The sequence below is a fragment of the Providencia sp. PROV061 genome, assembly GCF_011045655.1.
Taxonomy (GTDB): Bacteria; Pseudomonadota; Gammaproteobacteria; order Enterobacterales; family Enterobacteriaceae; genus Providencia; species Providencia hangzhouensis.
Genome location: NZ_CP042861.1, coordinates 4,206,725 through 4,227,629, shown reverse-complemented (window position 1 = coordinate 4,227,629; position 20,905 = coordinate 4,206,725). Strand labels below are relative to the sequence as shown.

The following is a 20,905-nucleotide window of genomic DNA, read 5'->3' as shown; positions in this document are numbered from 1 at the left end:
TTTTTATGTCTATTGAGCTTAGGCTATTTTCTGTGGCCAAATGGCATCACTGAGCTCATTTAATACGGTATTAAGTTGATTACCGAGTATCTTGTCAAATTGCTTAGCACCACCTTGCTCAGAAAAACGATTGTTCACGAACTCATGGTCAATGATAACTTCGTGTACTAGTTGTTTTGCTAAACGATCGAGCCATTTACGCTGTGCAGGGCTCCAACTATGGCTTTGATAAATACGTTGCATTGCTTGCGCTACTCGTTGGTTAAAGGGGATTAGTGGTTCCCTTAGGACAGCTCGGCGGATATGACCAATAATACTGGCGGCAATGTCTTGGTTAGTTTGATTACGTACGGCACTTTGCAATTTGGCTTCTGAATAACCCGCACTATCCAATAATAATTTTACTTCCTTCAATTGCTCACGGGTAAGATCTCTAGGTTTATTGATAATGACAGAAAGAGCGGCACTTTGGTTGAGCTGTTCTTTAATAAATTGAGTAAAGCTATCCAAATAGTCTTCAGGTTTTTGGTGTACACCATAGCTTTGTGTTCGTTCACGAAGCTCATCAAAGTGTTCAGAAATCAAAGGTTGGCGTTCGCTACCCAGTAAATGATTAACTTCAGCCAATTGGTTTAGCAGGCCACTGTGTTGAGTGATGAAGATTGCTGCTTGTTTAGGTCCTAGCTCCTGTAAGTGCTTATGTAGATTTTTAGGCTCTACCCCCCACAAATCTTGTAGCTCGTTCAGTTTTTGTCTTAACGTTGGTTTATTTTCCGCTTTTTTCTCTGCTTTACGTAAAACACGCATGACTTTTTGGCTGAGTTGACTAAGAACAACATCTGCATGGCTTTGCTCTGGCGTATCTCCTGGGGCAATCAAAGCTTGTTCCAATAGTTCTGGGGTGGTAATTTCATCAACCAATTGTTCCAGTGTGATGTTAGGATCTTTTACTAATGGTTTCATTGTATTGACGTCAGCGAGAGCTGCGTATATATCAACAGGATCGTAGATACGAAATACAGTTTTCCCAATATCATCACAGCGGCGCGTAGCACGACCAATCATTTGCTCGTACAAAATTCGTGATTTAACGCGACGCATAAACACCAAGTTACTGATTTTAGGTACGTCAATTCCGGTAGTGAGTAGGTCGACAGTAATGGCAATATTTGGGTAACGTTCATTTTTATATTGTCGAATTAGTTTGTCTACTTGATCACTTTGACCTGTGATTTTAGCTACCGCAGCTTGATTATATTCACCGTTGTACAGCGCTTTGAATTCATCATCCAGTAAGCGCTTAACCATGTCAGCGTGTAGGTCTGTAGCACAGAAAATGAGGGTTTTCTCATCACCAAATGGGTCAAGCTCTTGAACCAATTGCTCACAGATAACTCGATTAAAGTTTTCGTTAATCACTCGCCGGTTGAAAGCATCTACCTCGAAATTGAGTTCATCATCCAGTTCCGCACACTGTACTTCACCCGTTTGAGTATTGATTGCACTGACTTTTTCACCTTTGGCAAAAGTAATACCATTCTGGGTGAGTAGTGTTTCATAGCGGATTGGAGGTTCGTGGTCAATCAGCCAGTCATCTGCGACAGCTTCACGGTAGGAGTAAGTGTAAACGGGCTTACCAAAAATCTCGCTAGTATGTTTTGCGGGTGTGGCTGTTAAGGCTATTTTGACTGCGTCAAAATATTCCAGTACTCGGCGATAGCTGGAAAGATATTGGCTGGTATCACGCGTGGATAGCTCACCATCAGTCATCTCTTGGTCTAGAGTATAACCCCTATGAGCTTCATCGATAATGATGCAATCAAATAGATCAACTGGTGGTGGAGTATCGCTTATAAAAATACGATGAACCATGGCTTGTACTGTCGCAACCTGAATACGAGTTTCGGCTTCTGTTGCCATATCACTAAGCTCAGCAATATTATAAATTTTTGATAATGTATGGTTTTGTTCTAACGGTGCTTCGTTAAAGGCATCAATCGCTTGTTGCCCAAGAGCTGTGCGATCAACTAAAAATAAAATACGCTTGAATCGTTCAGTTTTTAGAAAACGATACATTAAGCCAATGATAGTTCGTGTTTTACCTGTTCCGGTTGCCATAGCCAATAATGCACTACGTATTTCTTTAGCTAATGTATTTTCCACTGCGATAATGGCTTTTTGTTGATAATCACGTAGTTTAAGATAACCAAATGGCTCTGTCTTAAGTTTTTGCTGAGCGGCATCTTTACTACGTTTAAGCTGGTCAATGAGGCCTTCTGGTGTATGGAAACCTGGTAATGCGCGCTTAGTATTAGCGGAATCGCGTACATCTCGAAACCATGTACCTGATTGCTCGGCTAACTGCGGTACATAGGGACGTCCATTACAGGAGTATACAAATGGAACTATATAGTGGCTATCACTCTCATCTGGCCAAGCAATAGTTTCTCCAGCTAGTTCCCATGCGCCTTGCATAGGGGCTGTTATGTTAAAGCCTTTACTGTAGCGTTCGGCTTGAGAGATTTTCCCTGCGACATTAGTATTTTCTTTTTTCGCTTCCACTATTGCGATTGGTGTGAGACCTGAAAATAGCACGTAGTCAGCTCGACCTTTTTCGTTCTTATGATTGGTTGGCCATTCGGCTATGGCAATGTTTTTTCCTTTTTCAGGACGAGTACCTTTTTGAAAGGTAAGAGCTTCGCTATCAGCTTCCCAGCCAGCTTCTGTTAATTGCTGGTCAATAAGAATCCGAGTTAAGGATTCATCTAAGACAATATGTTGAGTTGCAGCATATGCATTACGGTTGAGCTGTTGTCGTTGTGAGGCCTGGACTTTTTGATCTTGGCTTGCTAATTGAGCGAGAAGTGCCTTGATTTTTGTTTCATAGTCTTGTCGTTGTTGATTCAGAGCTTGTTCATGATCTGCCGCTTGCTGTGCTAATTCACGTGATTCTGCATCCATTGCGTGAGCAAGAGCTTCATACTCATTTTTTTCTTGAGCGATGAGCTCGTTAAGCTGTTGGCTTGAACCAAGGTCGATGTTGGCTTGTTGTAATTCATTTTTGAGGCGTGTGATTTCATTTTGTAAATTACGTAGCTGTTCGCTGGGATCTATTGGGGGATGGAACGGGCCAGGTTTGAATTGGGTTCCCATTTTACCAAAAGACTGATGAAACCAGATAGCTAGTTTGCGAGCGATGATTAAGCCATTAATAGCTTCCCGGTGCTGAGTCTTGAACTGGTGAGTAGCCTTATTACCTTCTATGCGCAGAGTATGAAATAGTTCCCTTACAACAGGTTCTAGTTTCAGCTCACGATGTATTTTATAGAGTAGGTCGGCTTGTGTAGTTTGTGCATCGAAAGGTATTCCAGCCAAAGCTGCAATATGTTGAGCTAGTGCTTCTCCCAGCTGACGAAGTTTAATGAGTGTTGTGTTAGGGTCACTAGAAAATGTTTGTTCTGCAGAGCGGGCTAGCTCGACAAATAATGGATCATGTTCAGCAAGGAATTCAAAGTTGCTGGTTTGATTGGGGAAAATCATAATACAGAAACTCCACTTTACTTATTGGCCAGTGTCATTTGGGATTCGTTCTAACAGGTCACTCAATTGGCAGTCGAATAGTTGACACAATTTATCAAGTGCTTCCAGATCCACTTTTTGAGCAGTCTCTTTATAGAGTAATGTTACTGTAGCGCGACTAAGCCCCGTCTCTCTGGCGACATCTGCAATGCGTAGCTTATGTTCACCCATCATGCGGGCTAGGTGGCAGCGGATCATGGTTGCGGCTCTTGCTGAATAGTTCAAATATAGGAAGAGTATAAGTATATCACAAATTGCTAATTAACGTGGTAATTTGTAATTTTAAATTATATTTTTTAGCTTAAACTCTCATTTTTAATTATTTGGACTAAAGAGAATATTCAAGGAGGGAGGATAGATAAATTTTCTTATTACCCAAACAACACATTTCATCTATTATTTTTTCACTCCCTCAGCTCATCATTTATCTGCCAATTATCCAACGGAAAATTTTTTTTCAATCATTACCAACAGAGCAACGTCAGTTTGTTGGTAAACAAGTGTTGCCCAAGTTGCATACTCTCTCGCATCAGAGGGTATGTAGTAGGTTATGACATTATGCTAATTTGAATAGCCATTCTTGGTGTTTTCTTAAAAATTCAAAATTACTAAAATTTACCATCACATTTTATCCTTCAAAAAATTCCTCATCGATACGTTTCAAGTACAGGATTTGTTCGTCACGACTGCCGATATTATAGCGAAGCATCAATTTCGCTAATTCTTGCCCATTGATAAGGACGATACGCATGCCTAAGTTTTTTGCAGTTTGTATTGCTGATTGAGTGAAGTCAGATGTAGTGACAAATATGCCTTTCTGTGCTTTCTTGAGGTTAAGGGAACCGAAGAAATCACGGATATCTCCTGAACTGACATTATTTCCTTCAGCGTAACGCTTAGCTTGTATATAGACTTGATCTACACCTAATGGATCTTGACTAATGACTCCATCAACACCGTTATCACCACTTTTGCCTAGAGTATGAGCCATTCCTTCATTGGTGCCGCCATATCCCATAGCAAGTAATAAATCAATAAGTAGTTGTTCAAAAAAGGCAGGACTAACTTTACGAGTACGAGTAAGAATTTCTGATGCTAGAGTGTCATTGATTTGTATGTAAGCCTTACGGAGAACTTCATCTGGAGTTATTTCTTCAATATTTTTATCATCAGATTGAGTTAATTTTGCTCGCCCATTATCTTGACCTTTAAATGCAATGAACTCATCGAACTGTTTTAGGTAATTATTATCTACGATAATGTTAGGGTCGTTAACTGCCAATTGTCCTCTTTCCGTTAAGACAAAATGTGCACGGCGTGTAACTTCAAGTAATCCAGCTTTAGTCAAATAAGTTCTAGCCCAACCTATACGATTATCTAAAACAGTTTGTTTACCACTAGGTAGACGTTCTTCCCGTTCAGCATCAGTGAGTTGAAATTTATCAGATAATTGATTGATGACATCGCGAAGTTTAACTTCTTTTCCACCAGCAGCACCTACAATTTCTAAAAACGGGCGCATAAAGGTTTGGTAGTTAGGTATCATTTATCACCTTTTAACTATGAATTCATACATTAAGGTTGTCATATTTGAAGCATCATAAGCTTTTAGTTTAAAAACCTGTCAACTTGTTCTGGTTAGTACGTCTATAAGATGTTTTTTCTGTAAGACATAAATAAAATTATTAATTAAAACAAAAAGTAAATTGTTTATTTTAGCGTATTAATTATAACGACTCTTATTGCTGAGCTTAATAATTAGAGGATATGAGAAAATTAGCAAAAGAACAATGATTCGTGTTGAGTTATAGCGTGGTTGAGACTGTTATTTGTAAAGTAGTCACGACATTGCACACAAAACCAGTCCATGACCTTTAAAATTGGTGAAACTGACTGAATGTGTGTATTCAGCCGTTCCTTGCCTCGTAAGCTCTTGAGCTTGCTGATGAGCAGTGGACAGTGTTCTGCTGTTTGAGGCTCTAAATGGGTAAACCATGACTCTGTCTGTGTTTTGTACAGTGTGGCAGACCCACCTTATAAATTAGAATGCCCTCGGGTAGTGCAGGCAGTACGTTTAGTGCATACGGCACCTAAAACGCACTGAATCGCATCAGGGATGGTATAGGGATTGTGGATGAGTCATGGTGGACATTAACTGGAGGAGGTGGATAGTTTACTGTTAGTAGCGCTAGTGTCTTAAGATGCAAGGTAGGGGTTGGGGCCTCTAGATTCAGCAATACGATTCTGTAACCATTGCTCAATTTCACTCCGTAACCAACGTGAGCTACGGCCTAGTTTGATAGGCTTAGGAAACTCACCATCTTGGATCAGCTTATAAAACCACTTATCCGTTAACCCCGTTAGTTTAGTGATAAATTTCATGTCAATGAATTGGTCGTTCAGTAGTGGGATGTCAGTTGTTTGAATAGTCATTGTTTGTTTCTCCGATAATTGAAAAGGAGAAGGATTCGAAAAGGGATAATAGGTGTGACGGGAATCCTTCAAACAATAACTGGCTGGCGTTATTTTTGATTTAGCGTGAAAGATTTACTTTTGCCCATATATGAAAATTACCCCCTGAGTCAGGGGGTAATACATTATGATGTCATTTTTCACTTGCCTATTTTTTATTTCGTTTTCGTCCAATTTGTCTTGCGGTCGGAATATCACTGATCTGATAAATACGGCGTTCTGTACGCTGACTATCTTTGCCTAAATAACTTAATATATATTTCATACCACTACGTCCATCCTCGTCGGAATATTCAATAACACGCTCACCAGGAACTGGATAATATGGTTTTGGTTCACAGTGGTGTGCATAACCTTCACCTTCAGTAACTTCTTCCCATATATCGCGAATATCTTCCCAGAAACGCCATACCTTCTGATGACGTTGACCATTAATGTAAAATGCTGCGTGAATATGCAAACGATGTTGCTCTCCATATTCTAATACCCATGCAAAACCTACAATGCTAGAAATATCTTTTACTTGTTCAATTAACAATGTCATATCCGAAGTGATTTGATGAATATCGGCATATTTAAATGATTCACTGTTTTTACGATAAGCAAAGTCGATACGCAACATAAGGAGTTTTGAATAATATTCAAATAGGTCATCTTGATGATTAAATAAATCATGTTGTAATAAATAGTCTGGTTTGTGATTAAAATTAATTGTGCTTTTCATAATGGTTATCCTCAGTGATTAATGTTTCTCATGGGATAACGGTATGTTTTAAATTTTGAATGAAATAAATCATTATGGTTCTACGCGGGAAATTATCATCAATCATGAATTGCTAAGAAATTTCATTTAATCAGTGAAAACTTAAAAATCAGTAGGTACTGATTCAAATATTTCTTCTGGCTTATTTTAATCCCATTGATATGGAAGAGTGGATACTCGACTCACCTTTCATGAATCTAACTACAGTTATTCATAGTAATGACTGAGAATGAATAGCCAGATTGAACTCAATACTATTTTGGGGAGTGGATTAATCAATTATGATCTTTATAATATTAAATAACCTTCTTTATTAAATAATACTAATTAACCTTAATGAAATATTTTAACTAAAAAATGGAGAGGGAAAGCATGGGTTAACTTGTCTAGGATTTGAGTGCTTTGAATGTTCAGACTTTGACTAAGCGCTCCTTGATGACAAGTAGGTACTACATTAGAATTGTTTTCTTCCATAAAAAGCATCTTTTGTGATTGAGTACCTGGAATTTATCTTGTTTTTATCAAAATTAGTCATGAATAAATCATGGAAATTTTATGTGAAAAACAAGTATAAATCATGAGGTTTTAATGGTAGCATCTTGTCATTATCACGGCGTGATTTACTGGAGGAGAGATGGCTTTTAATTATAATGATTACTCAACGGAATTCAGTAAGAAGACACGTTCTGAGTATGATGTCTTATTGAATAGTAATAAAAGGGAATTAATTTATTATATTCATCGCTTACAGAGTTATAGAAATTGGCGAGCTTATATTTCAGATTTGAATTACAATGATATTAGTAATATAAAAAAACAAATAGAAAACTCGATAAATAAATTTACATATCATGATGGTGATATAAATAAATTCATTGATAGAATGTTAAATAATTATCATAATCACGGCATTCGAGAAAGTGAATTTGAATGGTTGAAAAGTGATGAGCGAGCATGTTTTTTAGTATTATTAACCTTATTAATTAAGGATACTAGACCTGATGATTTAATCGGTATAGAAGAAAATAACAAACTTAATCTTCAATCTGGCTCTATTTATTACTCTATCATTGCTTGGTTTGATAAATTCACTGAGCCAAGAAGTCAGCGAAGTGGAAGGCATGAGAATGAAAAAAAATTAAAAAAATATTATGAAAGGTGCATGGGCTTAGACGAAAATTCAGTTTTCAGCTGGCTTATGGGTATGAATGATGTAGGTGAAATAAATTATTGTTATAACTACTTGCAACGCTTAGGTATGAATACGTTAGTTGTTGCTGTGAGTAATGAGAGCGCAGAATTTATATTTCGCCTAGGTGAAAAATATAATGTTAATAAAAAAGCAGTTTTAATCGCTTTTTTTGACTACCTATACTTATCATCAGATATAGGTGTTTTTGCTGCTGAAAACTTAAAAATGAAAATGGCGAGTGCACTCTCTTCTTGGAAAAATAGAAAAAATAAAGAAGGCTATGTTGATGTGCATTTTGATATCAAAAAAGAAAATATTCCTAAGCTGGATGAACTTAAAAAACGATTTAACGTAATGTCTAAAAAGGATGTCGTCAATGCGTTGATAGAATATATGTATGATAAAAAAGAATAGTCTTTCTAGATATATTCAATAGCAAGTTTAAAATTTTTTCAGATATATATCATTTTAGTGATATCTCATCCTTGATATCTCAATAAACCATCAGCCACCCATTTGGGTGGCTGATTTATTTTGAGGTTAATATGAAAAAATTATCGGGCAATGCCCTTATTCGTCGTCATCTCCGACGCTACCCTCGTTCACTGCGTCAAACCTTATTAAAAGAGCTCAATCAGCTTGTTACCTATCAGCCTGTGATTGGTATCATGGGCAAGACTGGTGTCGGGAAATCCAGTCTGTGTAATGCCTTATTTCGCAGTCAAGTTTGTGTTGTCAATGCTGTTGTCGCTTGTACTCGGCAGCCCCAACAGGTCAAGTTACGCTTTGGACGGCACACACTAACGCTAGTTGATTTACCCGGTGTCGGAGAAAGCCAAGCGCGTGATGAGGAATATCGTGAACTCTATCGTAAGTGGATACCTAAACTCGATATGGTGTTTTGGGTTTTGAAAGCCGATGATCGCGCATTTTCTATTGAAGAACAGTTTTATCAAACAGTATTCACGGAGTATAACGGACAGCTACCGGCTATTACTTGGATTTTGAATCAAGTTGATAAGATAGAGCCTGTAGAGCAGTGGCACTGGGCATCCGCACAACCTTCAAAACAGCAGCAAGCTCATATCACATTGAAACGACATGCTATCGCCAAACAAATGCATATCTCTGCAGATTCCATCATTCCGATATCTGTTAAAGGCCGATATCATCTCCCCCAATTGGTGGAGGCGATTATTACTCGTCTCCCAAAGCAGGCACGTAGTCCCTTAATCCCACATCTACAAAATGCCTATCAGACCACAACGGTTATCAATCATGCACGTAGCTCTTTCGGTGATACGGTCGTAGATATCATTGAGCGCGTGATTGATTTCGCTCCACTTCCCCAAGTCGCTCGACATGCTCTCAAATCAACAACGCATCATATCGCTCAAGCAGCGCGCTCTGTTTGGTCATTTTTCTTCAATTAATTCAATTGCATCCCTGAAATACTAACCTATAGATAAATGATTTTACGTTGTCATGATCGAATTTGTCGATCGAACCGATCGGTTTTTTTCATTATCCATACGGAAATGATGGCTATACAATCTCTCAGAGGTATCAATGAATTAAATTTAATTATAAAAATCAATGCGATAAGTCGCAGGGTTTGTCACGTTATTAAGAATGGAAAACCATCAGTCTCTTATTTAGAGCTCACTCTTTGTTCGCATTAATGAGTTCTTACGGTCCTATATCTGAATAGGAAAAATAGCTAATTGGAAAATATCATGAAAACAAAACTCATTATTTCTGCATTTTTTATTTCGGCTTTAACACCGACATTTACTCACGCTTTTGGTAACCAACACACTTGGATGAGTAACAAAACACAAGGCGTGACCGAGTTTGTCATTCTGGGGCAGGGCCAGTCTCAGCTTTATCTGTCTTGTGAAGATAAAGGCGATAAGCCTATTAGGATTATTTTTACCGATATGAATGGTCATCAGACTAGCATGGATTCCGGGCAGTATTTGGAAATGAAATTTGACGGAAAGGAGATATATCAAATCAGTGACAGTTCAAGCCGAGTCGGCTCAAGTCACGTCGAAGTCGCGTGGGATAATTTACGTCATGAAAAACAGGTCACCGTCTCTGCTGACGGCGGCCAGCCCGTGACCTTTACCTTAAAGGGGGCAGCAAGCGTTATCCCTGAAATCGGGAATAACGGTTGCTGGACTCAATTTATCCTCTAAGTGCCCTTTGGACTCAACGATAAGAGACCTAACTCACTGAAGCCACGGGATAGTAAAAACCGTGACAGCATTAATCGAGTGGGGGATGCCCCCTTATTCGAGATCAAGTCCGACATATCCGTGATTTTTATGCTCATTCCATCATAAGGATACTCATTATGAAAAAACTCATTTTTGCACTTTCGCTGGGGCTGATGACGTGTTTCGCCTATGCAGAAAAAGCTCCTATTCGACTCAGTGAAGGGCCCAGTAATGCCGGGCGTTCATACAGTAAAATCTATATCACCTCAAACGTTGATAGCGTGGTCATCAAAAAAATCTTAGTTAATCGCGGCAATTGTAAGGATGCGGAATACCGTCCTTGGAAGCCCATTAGGCTGAATTTTGGTAATACCTACACACGTCTATTTACGGGTAAAAGCCCGGGAATACCGTGCAATGTCATCGAAGTCGCCGTGGATACCAACCAAGGCGTTTGGACATTTGATTTCAATCCCTAATGTGATCATGTCAATTCTTACCACTAAAGGCCTGCTGCTTATCAGCAGGCCTTTTTGTTTACTGTCGTCATGACACTTCTTAGGTATCGGTAGTCAAACAGGTGGTTTGTAGTCCTTTTCACTCATCATTTTTATTACCCGTTATTAATTTATTAACAGGAGAAATCATATGTCTTCCTCTTATTCTGCTTCTGCGCTAGAACCAAACTCATTTATTCTCGCTAATGTCGTGCCGCTTTCAGCTAGACCAAATTTCTGGCAAAGCCACTTTGGTACAGTGAAAGGCTTCGCCACGTTTGAAGTAGTGATTTTCACTATCATGGGCCAGTTCTGTGATGAATATACGGGCGGCTATTGGGAGTACTGCACTTTACCCAACGGTGGCGCATTTATTTATCCTGATTTGGGCTCTGAAAAACTCACACTGTTCAATATGCACAATGGCAATGAAGAGATTCTAAGCCCTGAGGCAGCTGGAGTGGCTGTTTGCTTGATGCTGTATAGCCAGTGGTCGTTTAGAACGGAAAGTGAGCTGCTAGTTGAGCGTTTCTACCAACTTCGTGACTACGCTATTCAACACACTGAAAGCTCAGCTATTTTCCATCTTATCGATTAACTCTCTCTTAATTCATTCTTTCAGTTTTACCTATCTTATTTATATTCAAGGAAATTCATTATGACTCGTTTAGCTTCCCGCTTTGGTGCGGCGAATAGCATTCGTCGCGACCGCCCGTTAACTACAGAAGAATTATTTCGTACTGTACCGAGTGTTTTCTCAGAAGAAAAACACGAATCCAGAAGTGACCGATATACTTACATCCCAACCATTACCTTACTCGATAGCCTTCAAAAAGAAGGTTTTTATCCGTTCTTTGCTTGTCAGACGCGGGTACGTGATACCAGTCGTCGAGAGCATACTAAGCACATGCTACGGCTCAGGCGACATGATCAAATCACAGGAATCCAAGTGCCTGAAATTATCTTACTTAACAGCCATGATGGCTCAAGCAGCTATCAAATGTTGCCGGGATTATTTAGAGCGGTGTGTCAAAATGGTTTAGTTTGCGGTGATACCTTTGGTGAAGTGCGTGTACCACATAAAGGCGATGTGGTAGGCAAGGTGATTGAAGGGGCTTATGAAGTATTGGAAACCTTTGATTCAGTGGCTGAAAAGCGTGAACAAATGCAATCTCTCATGTTATCTCCACCAGCACAGCAAGCCTTGGCACAAGCAGCTTTGACGTATCGCTTTGGTGAAGAATATCAACCCATTACCGAGGAACAAGTATTACAGCCTCGTCGCTGGGAAGATAAGAAAGATGACCTTTGGACGGTATACCAACGTTTACAGGAGAATTTAATCAAGGGAGGATTATCAGGTAGAAATGCAAAAGGTAAACGCGCTCGTACTCGTTCGGTGAATGGTATTGATGGGGGTATTAAATTGAATAAGGCATTGTGGATAATGACTGAAAAGATGTATGAGTGTTTTTCAATTAATTAAATATAATATTTTATCGAGGAATATACCTAAATATATTCCTCTGTTTTTTATTATATTAGATAGCTTTGTAAGACTTTAACATGTCTGTGTTTTTTAAAATGAAATTATAATGATTGTCAGACTCTATATCCTTTTCATAACAAACCAACCATTGATTTAATATTATCCAGACAAATGCTGCTCTCGAAGTCATTAGTACTTTATTATCTAAACTATTAATACCGAAATCTCTTTTTATTTCATCTTTTTTTTGTTTTTTAAGGTTAGGGTTAATTTCTAACTCAATAGGGAGATTCATGTTCCACAAATCATCATAATCTAAGGTTTGATTATAATCTATTGATTCATTGGTTTTTTCTGCCTCGATTATACGAGAAAAATTAAAGTTTTTATATTTTATTTCCGTGTCAGAATCCTCATGGTAAGCCCTGAATATCCAATTTCTACCATCAAATAAAATGACTAGAGGTGATAAAATTCGATTTTCTTTATTATTACTAGTTGTTGAGTTATATTTAATTTTAATTTTATTTTTATTAAATATAGCTCTTGTTATTATGGCTACCTTGTTTTTTTCTAAAGGAGACTGAATGAAGTCTATATTTTCATATCGTATAATATTTCGACTTCTAACGAACTTATTTTTATCAAAACCTTCTGATAGCATCTTTAGTGCATCTTCAGAGCTAAAATCAACAAGAGATTGATACTCTAATTCATTTAATTCAAACTTTTTGCTTTTATTATCATAATAGAGATTTTTCTCTCTTAATTCTTTATATTTAGATATTATTCTAGTTGCAGTTATTTCAGAGATATCAAATTCACTTGTAATATCTGTTCTTGACAATGCACCAGTATAAAAAATTTTGAAATCTATAAATGCTAATCTAATAGCTAAGGCTTGGTCATTTTTTAAAATATCAATAAATGAGTTTAGTGACATGGGATAACCTTATAGGTATAAAAACATACCTAATTTTAGCATAAATTTTTTAAAAGAACATTTATCATTTTAACCTTAACCCCTATAAAGCAACCATTAAAACTCAATATTGCTATCATTTTGATAATCATTCCGGATGTTGTGCGGTAGGTTAATTAATTTTTTTATTTTCTAATATTGTTGACATCTTAAGATTGACAGGTTAGATTTAAATTGAAAAGAAGGAAATGGTTTTCTTCTAGTAGGATTACAAGAGGAGTCTATAATGGCTACAAATCCACCAAATGATAATCGTCGTATTGGAATGGTTCGTGAACGTTCTCAGGTATTGAACCCTGTGACAGGTACATGGGTTAAACGGGATGCAAACACAGGTCGTTTTATGGATGTAAAATCAGATGGTACACCATTCAAAGGTGTCAGAAAGGAAAAATAGAGCGGAATTGTTAGTAGCAATGATCCGCTTTATTTGTTTTTAGCACTTTTTCTTGACCGTTTAAGTGCGTAACCTTAATAGGCTGTTGCCTATGATCTCAATTTTATAGAGGCAAGTCAACAGCCCTTTTAAAAAAGAGCATATAATGCAATATCAATATTATAATTTAAGATCTTTAAATGCAGGGCAAGTTGTCGAAATTAGTCTTTCAGGTAATGCGGCTAATGTTAAATTAATGGATGCTAATAATTTCCATAGCTATAAGTCTGGCCGTCAACATCGTTATTATGGGGGGTATGTTACTTCATCATTAACAAGGCTAGATGTTCCATTTAGTGGTAGTTGGCATTTGGCTATTGATTTAGGGGGACGCTCAGGGTCTGTGAGATCAAGCGTTAGAGTGTATTAAAGTAAAAAACTAGAAATTTCTTAAGAAAGCATGAAAGCATTAGCGATATTTGGTAGTACAGCTAGGAATGAGAGAGAGTTTGATTCAGATATAGACATGATAGGAATTTATGAGGGCAGTATCATAAAATCAGTTAATCATGCTAATGTCAGCTTGTTCTTATACCCAGAAAAAGTACTAAATGAAAAAATGCTTTCAGGGGATTTGTTTGCTTTACACTTGGTAAAGGAGTCAATACCAATATTTGGTGAAGAAACCCTTAATAAGATATACTCAAGGTTTAAGTATAAAGATAGCTACAGGGAAGAAATGGATACTTCCCTGATGCTTGCCTTTAAAATACTTAATCTATATGAAGAGCTGACTGTTTTTAATGAAGCAAACAAAAAACTAGTATGGAGCCTTCGTACTTTTATAATTTCGGTATCTGCACAAGATCAAACTCCTGTTTTTTCAAAAAAACTAATAGCAGGATATTTAAAGCTTTTATCAATAAATTCTGAATCAATACTTAGACTAATAAACATGAAAAGTATGAAAAGTAAATTACCGAAATGTATTCTTAATGAATTCAAATCATTATTCGATGAACTATATGTTAAGTTTGGAAGTAAACACCTATTAGCAAATGAGTCATTAATTAATGATATAATTGATGGGATTAAGGGCTTAGATAAAGTCAGTGACTATTAAATAGCTTTTTTATGAGTATACTCTGTGAGTATATATTTAAGTATACAATAATTTTCACATAAAATTATATTGCTTAAAAACAATGTGTTGGCTATTAAAAGCGAGTCCGGCCTTCGCACTATCTTGACGTATGCTAACGTCTCAAATCATCCATAAAATAAAAAATATCTAAAAAAATCAATGACAACTTTATCCAGTGGCATCTTATAACGTCTCTTGATGTCCATCCCCAAAAGGGGCCAAATAAGGGGCACTTCAATTCGATTGTTATAGGTGCCCCCTCAATGCCACTCAACGTTAAGCAAATAGAGGTTTTAAAGCCCAAACGCATGGCGATAGCGGAGAGCTTTATCTTAGGCTGTTTAATCGCGGTAGATGAGCCTTTAGAGCTAGATTTTATGGCTTTCCCTGCCTCCAGCAACGCGTACAGCCACAAAATGTCTCTGCTCTTAGATAACCCTGCCTGACATATGCCAAGCCCTACAAAGGGCTGTAGGTTTTCACTCTTACCATTCTTGATTCAGCCTTTAAACGTGAATTAAATTGGTGTACTTAACCTAAATTCAGGTAATATGAACAATGAATAGTTAAAGGCCAACGATTACAGGAGAGAGTATGGCATATCCGACGTATTTAGTGTTAAAAGGTAAAAGCCAAGGTTTGATTTCGGCAGGGTGCTCATCTCAGGATTCAATCGGTAATCGCTATCAGATAGGCCATGAAGACGAAATTCAAGTAATAGGCCTAAATAGCGGTTCTTTTCGCGAGCAGAATGCTTCATATAAACCCGTCGTATTTACTAAGCCGATTGATAAATCATCTCCTTTACTTTCGGTGGCTTTGGATAGTAACGAAGTGCTAGAAGCAAAATTTATGTTTTACCGCACCAGTCAAGCGGGGCAACTTGAAAAATACTACGAAATCAAACTTACTGGTGTTTCCTTGATTGAGATTTCCGACATATTTCCTGATTCAATAAAAGATAATGAATCCATGCCATATCAACGGGTTCAAATGAAATACGAATCTATATCAAGAAGTCATTTAATGGCGAATACATCAAGCTATAGTATCAATAGTGAGATGGTTAAGTAGTTTTTAGTATCAAAAGAGATGAATATTACTTACACATCTCTTTTGATATAACATATTCATTTGGTGCAAAAATAGATGATTTATAGCACGTGTAGTAGCCTTTCGATGCTAAATCAATGCTGACATAGGCAGAAAAGAAAAAGCTAAATATGATACCCACTACCCCGATTCCGGCAAACAAACTGGCTAATTTATTATTCATTTTTTGTGGTTTTTTTGTATATCCACATGTAAAAGATAGGTATGAAAAATAAATAATAAAAGGTGCTGCAAAACAAAGTAGACCAGTTTGAAATGAAAATAAAATTCTATCTTTCATCATGAAATAATTTTTATAATAAATGATAGAGTTATAGAAACAAAATAAAGCTAAAAATAAAAGAAACGCTGCAATTAAATACAATTTAAATGGGTTTATTTTAACCACGACTGAACCTCCCCCACTGTGAGAAAAATTGGTCTGGGTGATAAGGTGTTTCAGGTTTTCTTGGCCTGTGAGTTTTTAAGGCTTTAATAATACTCTCACTAATTTGGAATTCATCATCTAATTTATACAGAGCATAAGCGATTGCTGCTCCTAGTAAAAATATCCCCACGGATATGACAATAACGCTTCCTCCTGTAATTAATCCTGCGGTTGTTAAACCTCCTACAATGGCAGTACTTATCTGTGTGCTAATAGCTAATTTTGCCATATCCATGGTGATGTTCACAAAAAAATCCACTAGTGAATATTCACTTTTGAATATTAATTCTACTACTCTGTAAGCTGCTGAAAAAACGATTGCGAATCGAGTTGCACCAACGGATATGTTATTCATACCTTGGGTTCCTACACCCATGTATAGAATGCGAGGATTGTTGATTAAATACCGAGTCCCATTTAAGTAAGCTCTAACTCCAGCATGCCCAGATAGGCGAATATAAACATTACCGTTTGGGCCAACATATTCAGTTGCTTGGATATTAATATTTCTAAATTCATTGATAATTCTAGTAACACGATGAGCCTCATAGATATTTGATGAGTAATTAGAAATAAAATCACCAATACCAAATAAAGCCTCTTTAGGGTCTTTGAAAGGCGTCGGGGTGGACATATTCTTTAAAATATAATCTGCTTCTTCAATTGTAGCTACTGCAGCAACATTATCATCGTCTTTTTCATTGTTAAGAATACCTTTAATCTTTATTAGATTAGCTTGATAATAAAGCTCATCATAGTTAGGTACCTCTTCGAAGCTAAATTTCGCGTCCGCATCAATGAGTGTTTTTGATACGGGATCATATTTATACGCCATGTTAATTCCCTTTCTAAAATTTAGCTTAGGTTAAGTTTATGAGAAGTGTTGATAGTATTCAATGAAAATATAAATGAGATTATGGATCCTAATAGATAACCCAGTCTGACACATGAAAAGCCCTGATTACACTACTGAGGTAATAGGACTATAATCTATGATATTCAATAGGTTGCCTTCATTTTTCATTGGCTTATTGCAGAGGGATAGTTAATTTGATCGCCAAATCAGGGACGATATTAGGGAAATGTGAATTCCCCTAGTTTCCCCATAAACTAACAAAACCTAAATTGTCTAAATCCTTATCACCTAAGATTTACTCTTCTTCACCCTCTTGTAATTAAGCCACTTTGTTTGAGTTGAATAGAAAGTTCTACAAGAGGCTGTCTTAAAGCAACTTCTAATTTTGACGTGTTCTCAATTATCCATTGGTCAGAGAGAATGGCTGGGACGTTTAAAATCATTTTTTCCAGTAGTTGTTCGCTGGCAAGTTTGCTAGTCGTTAGCGGTTGGGGATTATCACCCACACGCCAGATAGCATGATTAATCGACATCATCTGTTCCTTAGCTTAATGCAGCTTCTGTGAGAGCATTCGCAAGGTGGAGCTGGGTTTGTTGAGCGGATTGCAGTCGGGACTTGAGGTGTTCACAAACTTGAATAAGCTCATTGGCTTTCGAGATTATTTTATCCTGCTCATTTTGAGATAATAGAGGGAAAAGGGTCATTTCAAGCTGCTTGGTAGAAATGTGTGGCACACCATTACTTCTACCTGGATCAATGGCATTAATAAAATAATTAGACTCTAACCACTTACTCAAAAAGCCACTAAGAATCATATTTCCAATACTGCTAAACTTAGCCACCCGTTGTAATAAAAGGCAGGGCAAATCACACTCGCGTATAAATGCATATTTCAATCCAGTATTAATTATAGGTCTATCAAGTGATATGACAATATCTCCAACATTCAAACTAAATCCTTCAAACTCTGAGAGCCTGGAATCAGGCAATTTCACTGAATCAGCCCAGTTAATATGCCCGTGGGATATATTGGCATTTCTGACTAATCGAATTCCATTATCGCTAAACCATTCACTTTTAAATGCGTAGCCATTTTGAAAGTTAAATAATGTACCCAATCGGCACCACTCCCATCCCATCGGTAATTCAAAAGGTTTTTCTTCATCACTAATCGGTGGCAATGGTTTTTGTTTTTTAATTTTGCCGTTTTTCACCATCTGCGCTTTTTCTTGTTCAATACGTTTAAGCAGTTCAGATGCAGGTTCGTCATTAGGATCCTGAGGTACCAGCTTACCCATAACAGCCAGTTGCAGAATGGTTTGCTTTAGCGCATCGATGCTCGCTTCGGTGGTAAACAGCGTGTCGAAATGCTGATTGATTCGTGACCAGTTTTCAGAGAGTTCTTTTTCGTTTTGGCTATCAGTAAGCGTCGCTAACAGGGTATCAACTAGTTGCTGATGCGCTTCTAGACTCGTTAGTGATTGTTGTTCCAGTTGATCGCAGAGGGACATTAGTTCGTCAACTTTATTGACAATCCTTACTTGTTCTGCAATTGCTGTTAATTCAACAACTGCATTGATGGCTTTATCGGTTCCTAATCTTGGTAAGTTCATTCCATGGGTTGATTCATTTGCGTAAGCAATAAACCTTGGAGATTTAAGTAAAAGGCGAAGGTAACCAGGGAGAATATTGCCGTAGACTTTTATAGGAATAATTTCGGTTGTACATACACCACTATCATCAGCAACCAAAACTTTATCCAGATACGGTCGTAACTTCCCGTAGAGGACATCATTTTTATTAAATTTATTCTTTGAACTTTTAAATGGACGCTCAGAGAATTTAACTCGGTTTAAGAGTCTGGATGTACTCTTTTCAATATCTTCAAGTTCAACTATCCACGTATCTGCATCCGTATCTGTTGGTTCTGCCTTATCACACTCGCCATAGTTAGTAATAAAACCTAACCTTACCCACTCCCATCCCTCCGGCAATTCAAACGGCTTTTCATCTTCACTAATTTCTGGCAGCGGCTTCTGTTTTTTAATTTTGCCTTGCTTCACAAGCTCCGCTTTCTCAGCTGCAATGCGCTTTAGCAGCTCTGAGGCGGGTTCATCATTTGGGTCTTGCGGTACTAATTTACCACGTACTGCCAGTTCTAAGATCAGCTCACGCAGTTTCTTAATACCATAAAGATCAATTTTACCGCTGCTGCCACGTCCTGCGGTGGAGCGAGTTTGTAGCGCAGAAGACCAAATATCGATATGGTCGGTAATCAGTTTCTCAACGGTCATCAGTTTGTTTCCTTATTGCCAGTCAATGCGGTACCGAGGATATCGCGTAACTGATGACGCAGTTTACTGATTTCAGCTTGTTGTGCTTGGTACTGCGCCAGTAATTCGTTGGGATCGTGGCTGATCGTTTCACCTTGATACGGGTTTTTGATATCGAGGTTAAAATTACGGGCAATGATTTCATCAATGCTGACTTTCCACGCTTGATTGTTTTCTTCACGGCTGGCAAAGCCATCGGCTTCATTGCCCCACCAGTCGATTTCTGTTTGGAATTCTTCAAACTTCATCGGTTTGGTTTTGCTATAGTTTTTAACTCCCTCAGGGTAGGGGTGCTCGTAGAACCAGATTTCTTTGGTTGGCTGGCCTTTGGTGAAGAAGAGAATATTGGTTTTGATTCCGGTATATGGGTTAAATACACCATTTGGCAAACGAACAATGGTGTGTAAGTTGCACTCTTCGGTCAGCAGTTTTTTGATTTTGGTTTTGACGCCTTCACCAAACAGTGTGCCATCTGGCAGAACTACGGCTGTACGGCCTTTATCGGACAGCACTTCAATGATCAATTGCAGGAATAGGTCGGCGGTTTCGCGGGTCTGCATTTCTGCTGGGAAGTTTTTCTCGATCCCATCTTCTTCAGTGCCGCCAAATGGCGGGTTGGTAATAATGACGTCGAATTGCTCATCCCAAGCGGATAGAGGCTTGTTTAATGTATTGTCATGACGAATTTGTACCGGAACTTCAATACCATGCAGTAGCATATTCGTGGTGCACAGCAAATGTGGGAGCTGTTTTTTTTCAACACCAAAGATCTGCTGTTGTAGCGTTTTATGATCTTCAGTTGTCTTAACATAATGCTCTTTCACATGGTCGAACGCACAGGCAAGGAAGCCGCCAGTACCACACGCTGGGTCCATAATCGATTCACCCAATCTCGGGTCAATACGGTTGACCATAAAGCGAGTGACCGCACGTGGAGTATAGAACTCACCTGCGTTACCTGCGCTTTGTAAGTCGCGTAGAATTTGTTCATAGATATCACCGAATAAGTGGCGTTCGGTGCTGTTGCTGAAGTCGATTTCATTCAGCTTATTGATGACTTGGCGTAAGAGCGTACCATTTTTCATGTAGTTATAGGCATCGCTAAACGCTTGTTTCACCACAAAGCCCCGTGGGTTTTTATCGATAGGCGCGGTCAGGTTTTTTAAAGCAGGGAATAAATCGTCATTAACGAATTCGAGCAGTTCATCCCCTGTGATTCCCTCGCTGTTTGCCGCCCAAGTACGCCACAAGTAACGCGAGTTAATAGGGAGTTGGTAGTCGTCTTGCTCGAGTTCAAGCTCTTCTTCCTGAGTATCAAATATTTTCAGAAATAATAGCCAAGACAGTTGCCCAAGGCGTTGAGCATCACCGTCTACACCTGCATCTTTGCGCATGATGTCTTGTAAGGATTTAATGACTGAGCTAATCGACATGTTTGTATTCCATTGGTAAAAATGAA

Annotated in this window: 21 protein-coding genes and 1 pseudogene; 11 read left to right on the top strand and 11 right to left on the bottom strand. The window is 38.1% G+C overall.

Annotation, left to right across the window (positions count from 1 at the left end; all coding sequences use genetic code 11):
- Positions 1 to 18 precede the first annotated feature (18 nt).
- The 5 genes from hsdR to FVA72_RS19500 all read right to left on the bottom strand — a co-directional run bounded on the left by hsdR (position 19) and on the right by FVA72_RS19500 (position 6,775).
- Entirely contained in the window at positions 19 to 3,540 is a 3,522-nt protein-coding gene (hsdR, locus tag FVA72_RS19520) for a type I restriction-modification system endonuclease (protein ID WP_137019317.1), read from the bottom strand.
- Positions 3,541 to 3,561: 21 nt separating this feature from the next.
- Entirely contained in the window at positions 3,562 to 3,777 is a 216-nt protein-coding gene (locus FVA72_RS19515; protein ID WP_137019315.1) for a helix-turn-helix domain-containing protein, read from the bottom strand.
- Between the two features lie 430 nt (positions 3,778 to 4,207).
- Positions 4,208 to 5,125 (bottom strand): restriction endonuclease, encoded by a 918-nt coding sequence (locus tag FVA72_RS19510; protein ID WP_137019313.1) that lies wholly within the window; start codon positions 5,123 to 5,125, stop codon positions 4,208 to 4,210.
- Between the two features lie 650 nt (positions 5,126 to 5,775).
- Positions 5,776 to 6,012, bottom strand: a complete 237-nt coding sequence (locus tag FVA72_RS19505) for a helix-turn-helix transcriptional regulator (RefSeq protein WP_137019311.1) — start codon at positions 6,010 to 6,012, stop codon at positions 5,776 to 5,778.
- A 187-nt stretch (positions 6,013 to 6,199) separates the two neighbouring features.
- The gene (locus tag FVA72_RS19500; protein WP_137019309.1) at positions 6,200 to 6,775 is read right to left on the bottom strand and encodes an inovirus-type Gp2 protein; all 576 of its coding nucleotides are present in this window, start codon (positions 6,773 to 6,775) and stop codon (positions 6,200 to 6,202) included.
- A gap of 673 nt (positions 6,776 to 7,448) precedes the next feature.
- Here FVA72_RS19500 and FVA72_RS19495 point away from each other — a divergent pair.
- The 6 genes from FVA72_RS19495 to FVA72_RS19470 all read left to right on the top strand — a co-directional run bounded on the left by FVA72_RS19495 (position 7,449) and on the right by FVA72_RS19470 (position 12,211).
- On the top strand, positions 7,449 to 8,420 hold the full coding sequence (locus FVA72_RS19495) for a hypothetical protein (protein ID WP_137019307.1): 972 nt from the start codon (positions 7,449 to 7,451) through the stop codon (positions 8,418 to 8,420).
- 131 nt (positions 8,421 to 8,551) lie between these two features.
- A complete protein-coding gene (locus FVA72_RS19490; protein WP_137019305.1) occupies positions 8,552 to 9,439 on the top strand; it encodes a GTPase family protein in 888 nt (295 codons plus the stop codon).
- 303 nt (positions 9,440 to 9,742) lie between these two features.
- Positions 9,743 to 10,207 (top strand): hypothetical protein, encoded by a 465-nt coding sequence (locus FVA72_RS19485; protein ID WP_137019303.1) that lies wholly within the window; start codon positions 9,743 to 9,745, stop codon positions 10,205 to 10,207.
- Between the two features lie 158 nt (positions 10,208 to 10,365).
- Positions 10,366 to 10,707 carry a hypothetical protein gene (locus FVA72_RS19480; RefSeq protein ID WP_137019301.1) on the top strand — a complete coding sequence of 114 codons (342 nt, stop codon included), beginning with the start codon at positions 10,366 to 10,368 and terminating at the stop codon, positions 10,705 to 10,707.
- Positions 10,708 to 10,876: 169 nt separating this feature from the next.
- Positions 10,877 to 11,323: an antirestriction protein gene (locus tag FVA72_RS19475; protein WP_243154725.1), complete on the top strand. Its 447-nt coding sequence runs from the start codon at positions 10,877 to 10,879 to the stop codon at positions 11,321 to 11,323.
- A 60-nt stretch (positions 11,324 to 11,383) separates the two neighbouring features.
- Positions 11,384 to 12,211: a DUF932 domain-containing protein gene (locus FVA72_RS19470; RefSeq protein WP_137019299.1), complete on the top strand. Its 828-nt coding sequence runs from the start codon at positions 11,384 to 11,386 to the stop codon at positions 12,209 to 12,211.
- Between the two features lie 55 nt (positions 12,212 to 12,266).
- On the opposite strand, the gene FVA72_RS19465 is transcribed toward FVA72_RS19470, so the two are convergent.
- Complete coding sequence (locus FVA72_RS19465) at positions 12,267 to 13,157, bottom strand: WYL domain-containing protein (protein ID WP_137019297.1); 891 nt, start codon at positions 13,155 to 13,157, stop codon at positions 12,267 to 12,269.
- Between the two features lie 265 nt (positions 13,158 to 13,422).
- Between FVA72_RS19465 and FVA72_RS19460 the strand changes: the two genes are divergently transcribed.
- From FVA72_RS19460 to FVA72_RS19440, 5 genes are all read left to right on the top strand, one after another.
- Complete coding sequence (locus FVA72_RS19460; protein ID WP_165119770.1) at positions 13,423 to 13,593, top strand: hypothetical protein; 171 nt, start codon at positions 13,423 to 13,425, stop codon at positions 13,591 to 13,593.
- 145 nt (positions 13,594 to 13,738) lie between these two features.
- On the top strand, positions 13,739 to 14,002 hold the full coding sequence (locus FVA72_RS19455; RefSeq protein ID WP_036894097.1) for a DUF1883 domain-containing protein: 264 nt from the start codon (positions 13,739 to 13,741) through the stop codon (positions 14,000 to 14,002).
- A 30-nt stretch (positions 14,003 to 14,032) separates the two neighbouring features.
- Complete coding sequence (locus FVA72_RS19450) at positions 14,033 to 14,695, top strand: hypothetical protein (RefSeq protein WP_036894099.1); 663 nt, start codon at positions 14,033 to 14,035, stop codon at positions 14,693 to 14,695.
- A 284-nt stretch (positions 14,696 to 14,979) separates the two neighbouring features.
- Positions 14,980 to 15,162 (top strand): hypothetical protein, encoded by a 183-nt coding sequence (locus FVA72_RS22150; protein ID WP_242452166.1) that lies wholly within the window; start codon positions 14,980 to 14,982, stop codon positions 15,160 to 15,162.
- A 148-nt stretch (positions 15,163 to 15,310) separates the two neighbouring features.
- Positions 15,311 to 15,790: an Hcp family type VI secretion system effector gene (locus FVA72_RS19440; RefSeq protein ID WP_110591088.1), complete on the top strand. Its 480-nt coding sequence runs from the start codon at positions 15,311 to 15,313 to the stop codon at positions 15,788 to 15,790.
- Positions 15,791 to 15,815: 25 nt separating this feature from the next.
- Here FVA72_RS19440 and FVA72_RS19435 read toward each other — a convergent pair whose 3' ends face one another.
- From FVA72_RS19435 to FVA72_RS19415, 5 genes and pseudogenes are all read right to left on the bottom strand, one after another.
- Positions 15,816 to 16,217, bottom strand: coding sequence for a DUF1240 domain-containing protein (locus FVA72_RS19435; RefSeq protein ID WP_110591089.1), 402 nt, complete (start codon positions 16,215 to 16,217; stop codon positions 15,816 to 15,818).
- On the bottom strand, positions 16,210 to 17,091 hold the full coding sequence (locus FVA72_RS19430; protein WP_094961539.1) for a hypothetical protein: 882 nt from the start codon (positions 17,089 to 17,091) through the stop codon (positions 16,210 to 16,212). Before FVA72_RS19430 ends, FVA72_RS19435 begins: the two co-directional genes overlap by 8 nt.
- Before the next feature lie 410 nt (positions 17,092 to 17,501).
- Positions 17,502 to 17,645, bottom strand: a pseudogene (locus FVA72_RS21595) (nuclease); the annotation flags it as partial.
- 10 nt (positions 17,646 to 17,655) lie between these two features.
- Positions 17,656 to 19,407 carry a restriction endonuclease subunit S gene (locus tag FVA72_RS19420; protein ID WP_110591091.1) on the bottom strand — a complete coding sequence of 584 codons (1,752 nt, stop codon included), beginning with the start codon at positions 19,405 to 19,407 and terminating at the stop codon, positions 17,656 to 17,658.
- Positions 19,407 to 20,879: an N-6 DNA methylase gene (locus tag FVA72_RS19415; protein WP_137019295.1), complete on the bottom strand. Its 1,473-nt coding sequence runs from the start codon at positions 20,877 to 20,879 to the stop codon at positions 19,407 to 19,409. The genes FVA72_RS19420 and FVA72_RS19415 overlap by 1 nt, the downstream gene beginning before the upstream one ends.
- Positions 20,880 to 20,905 lie beyond the last annotated feature (26 nt).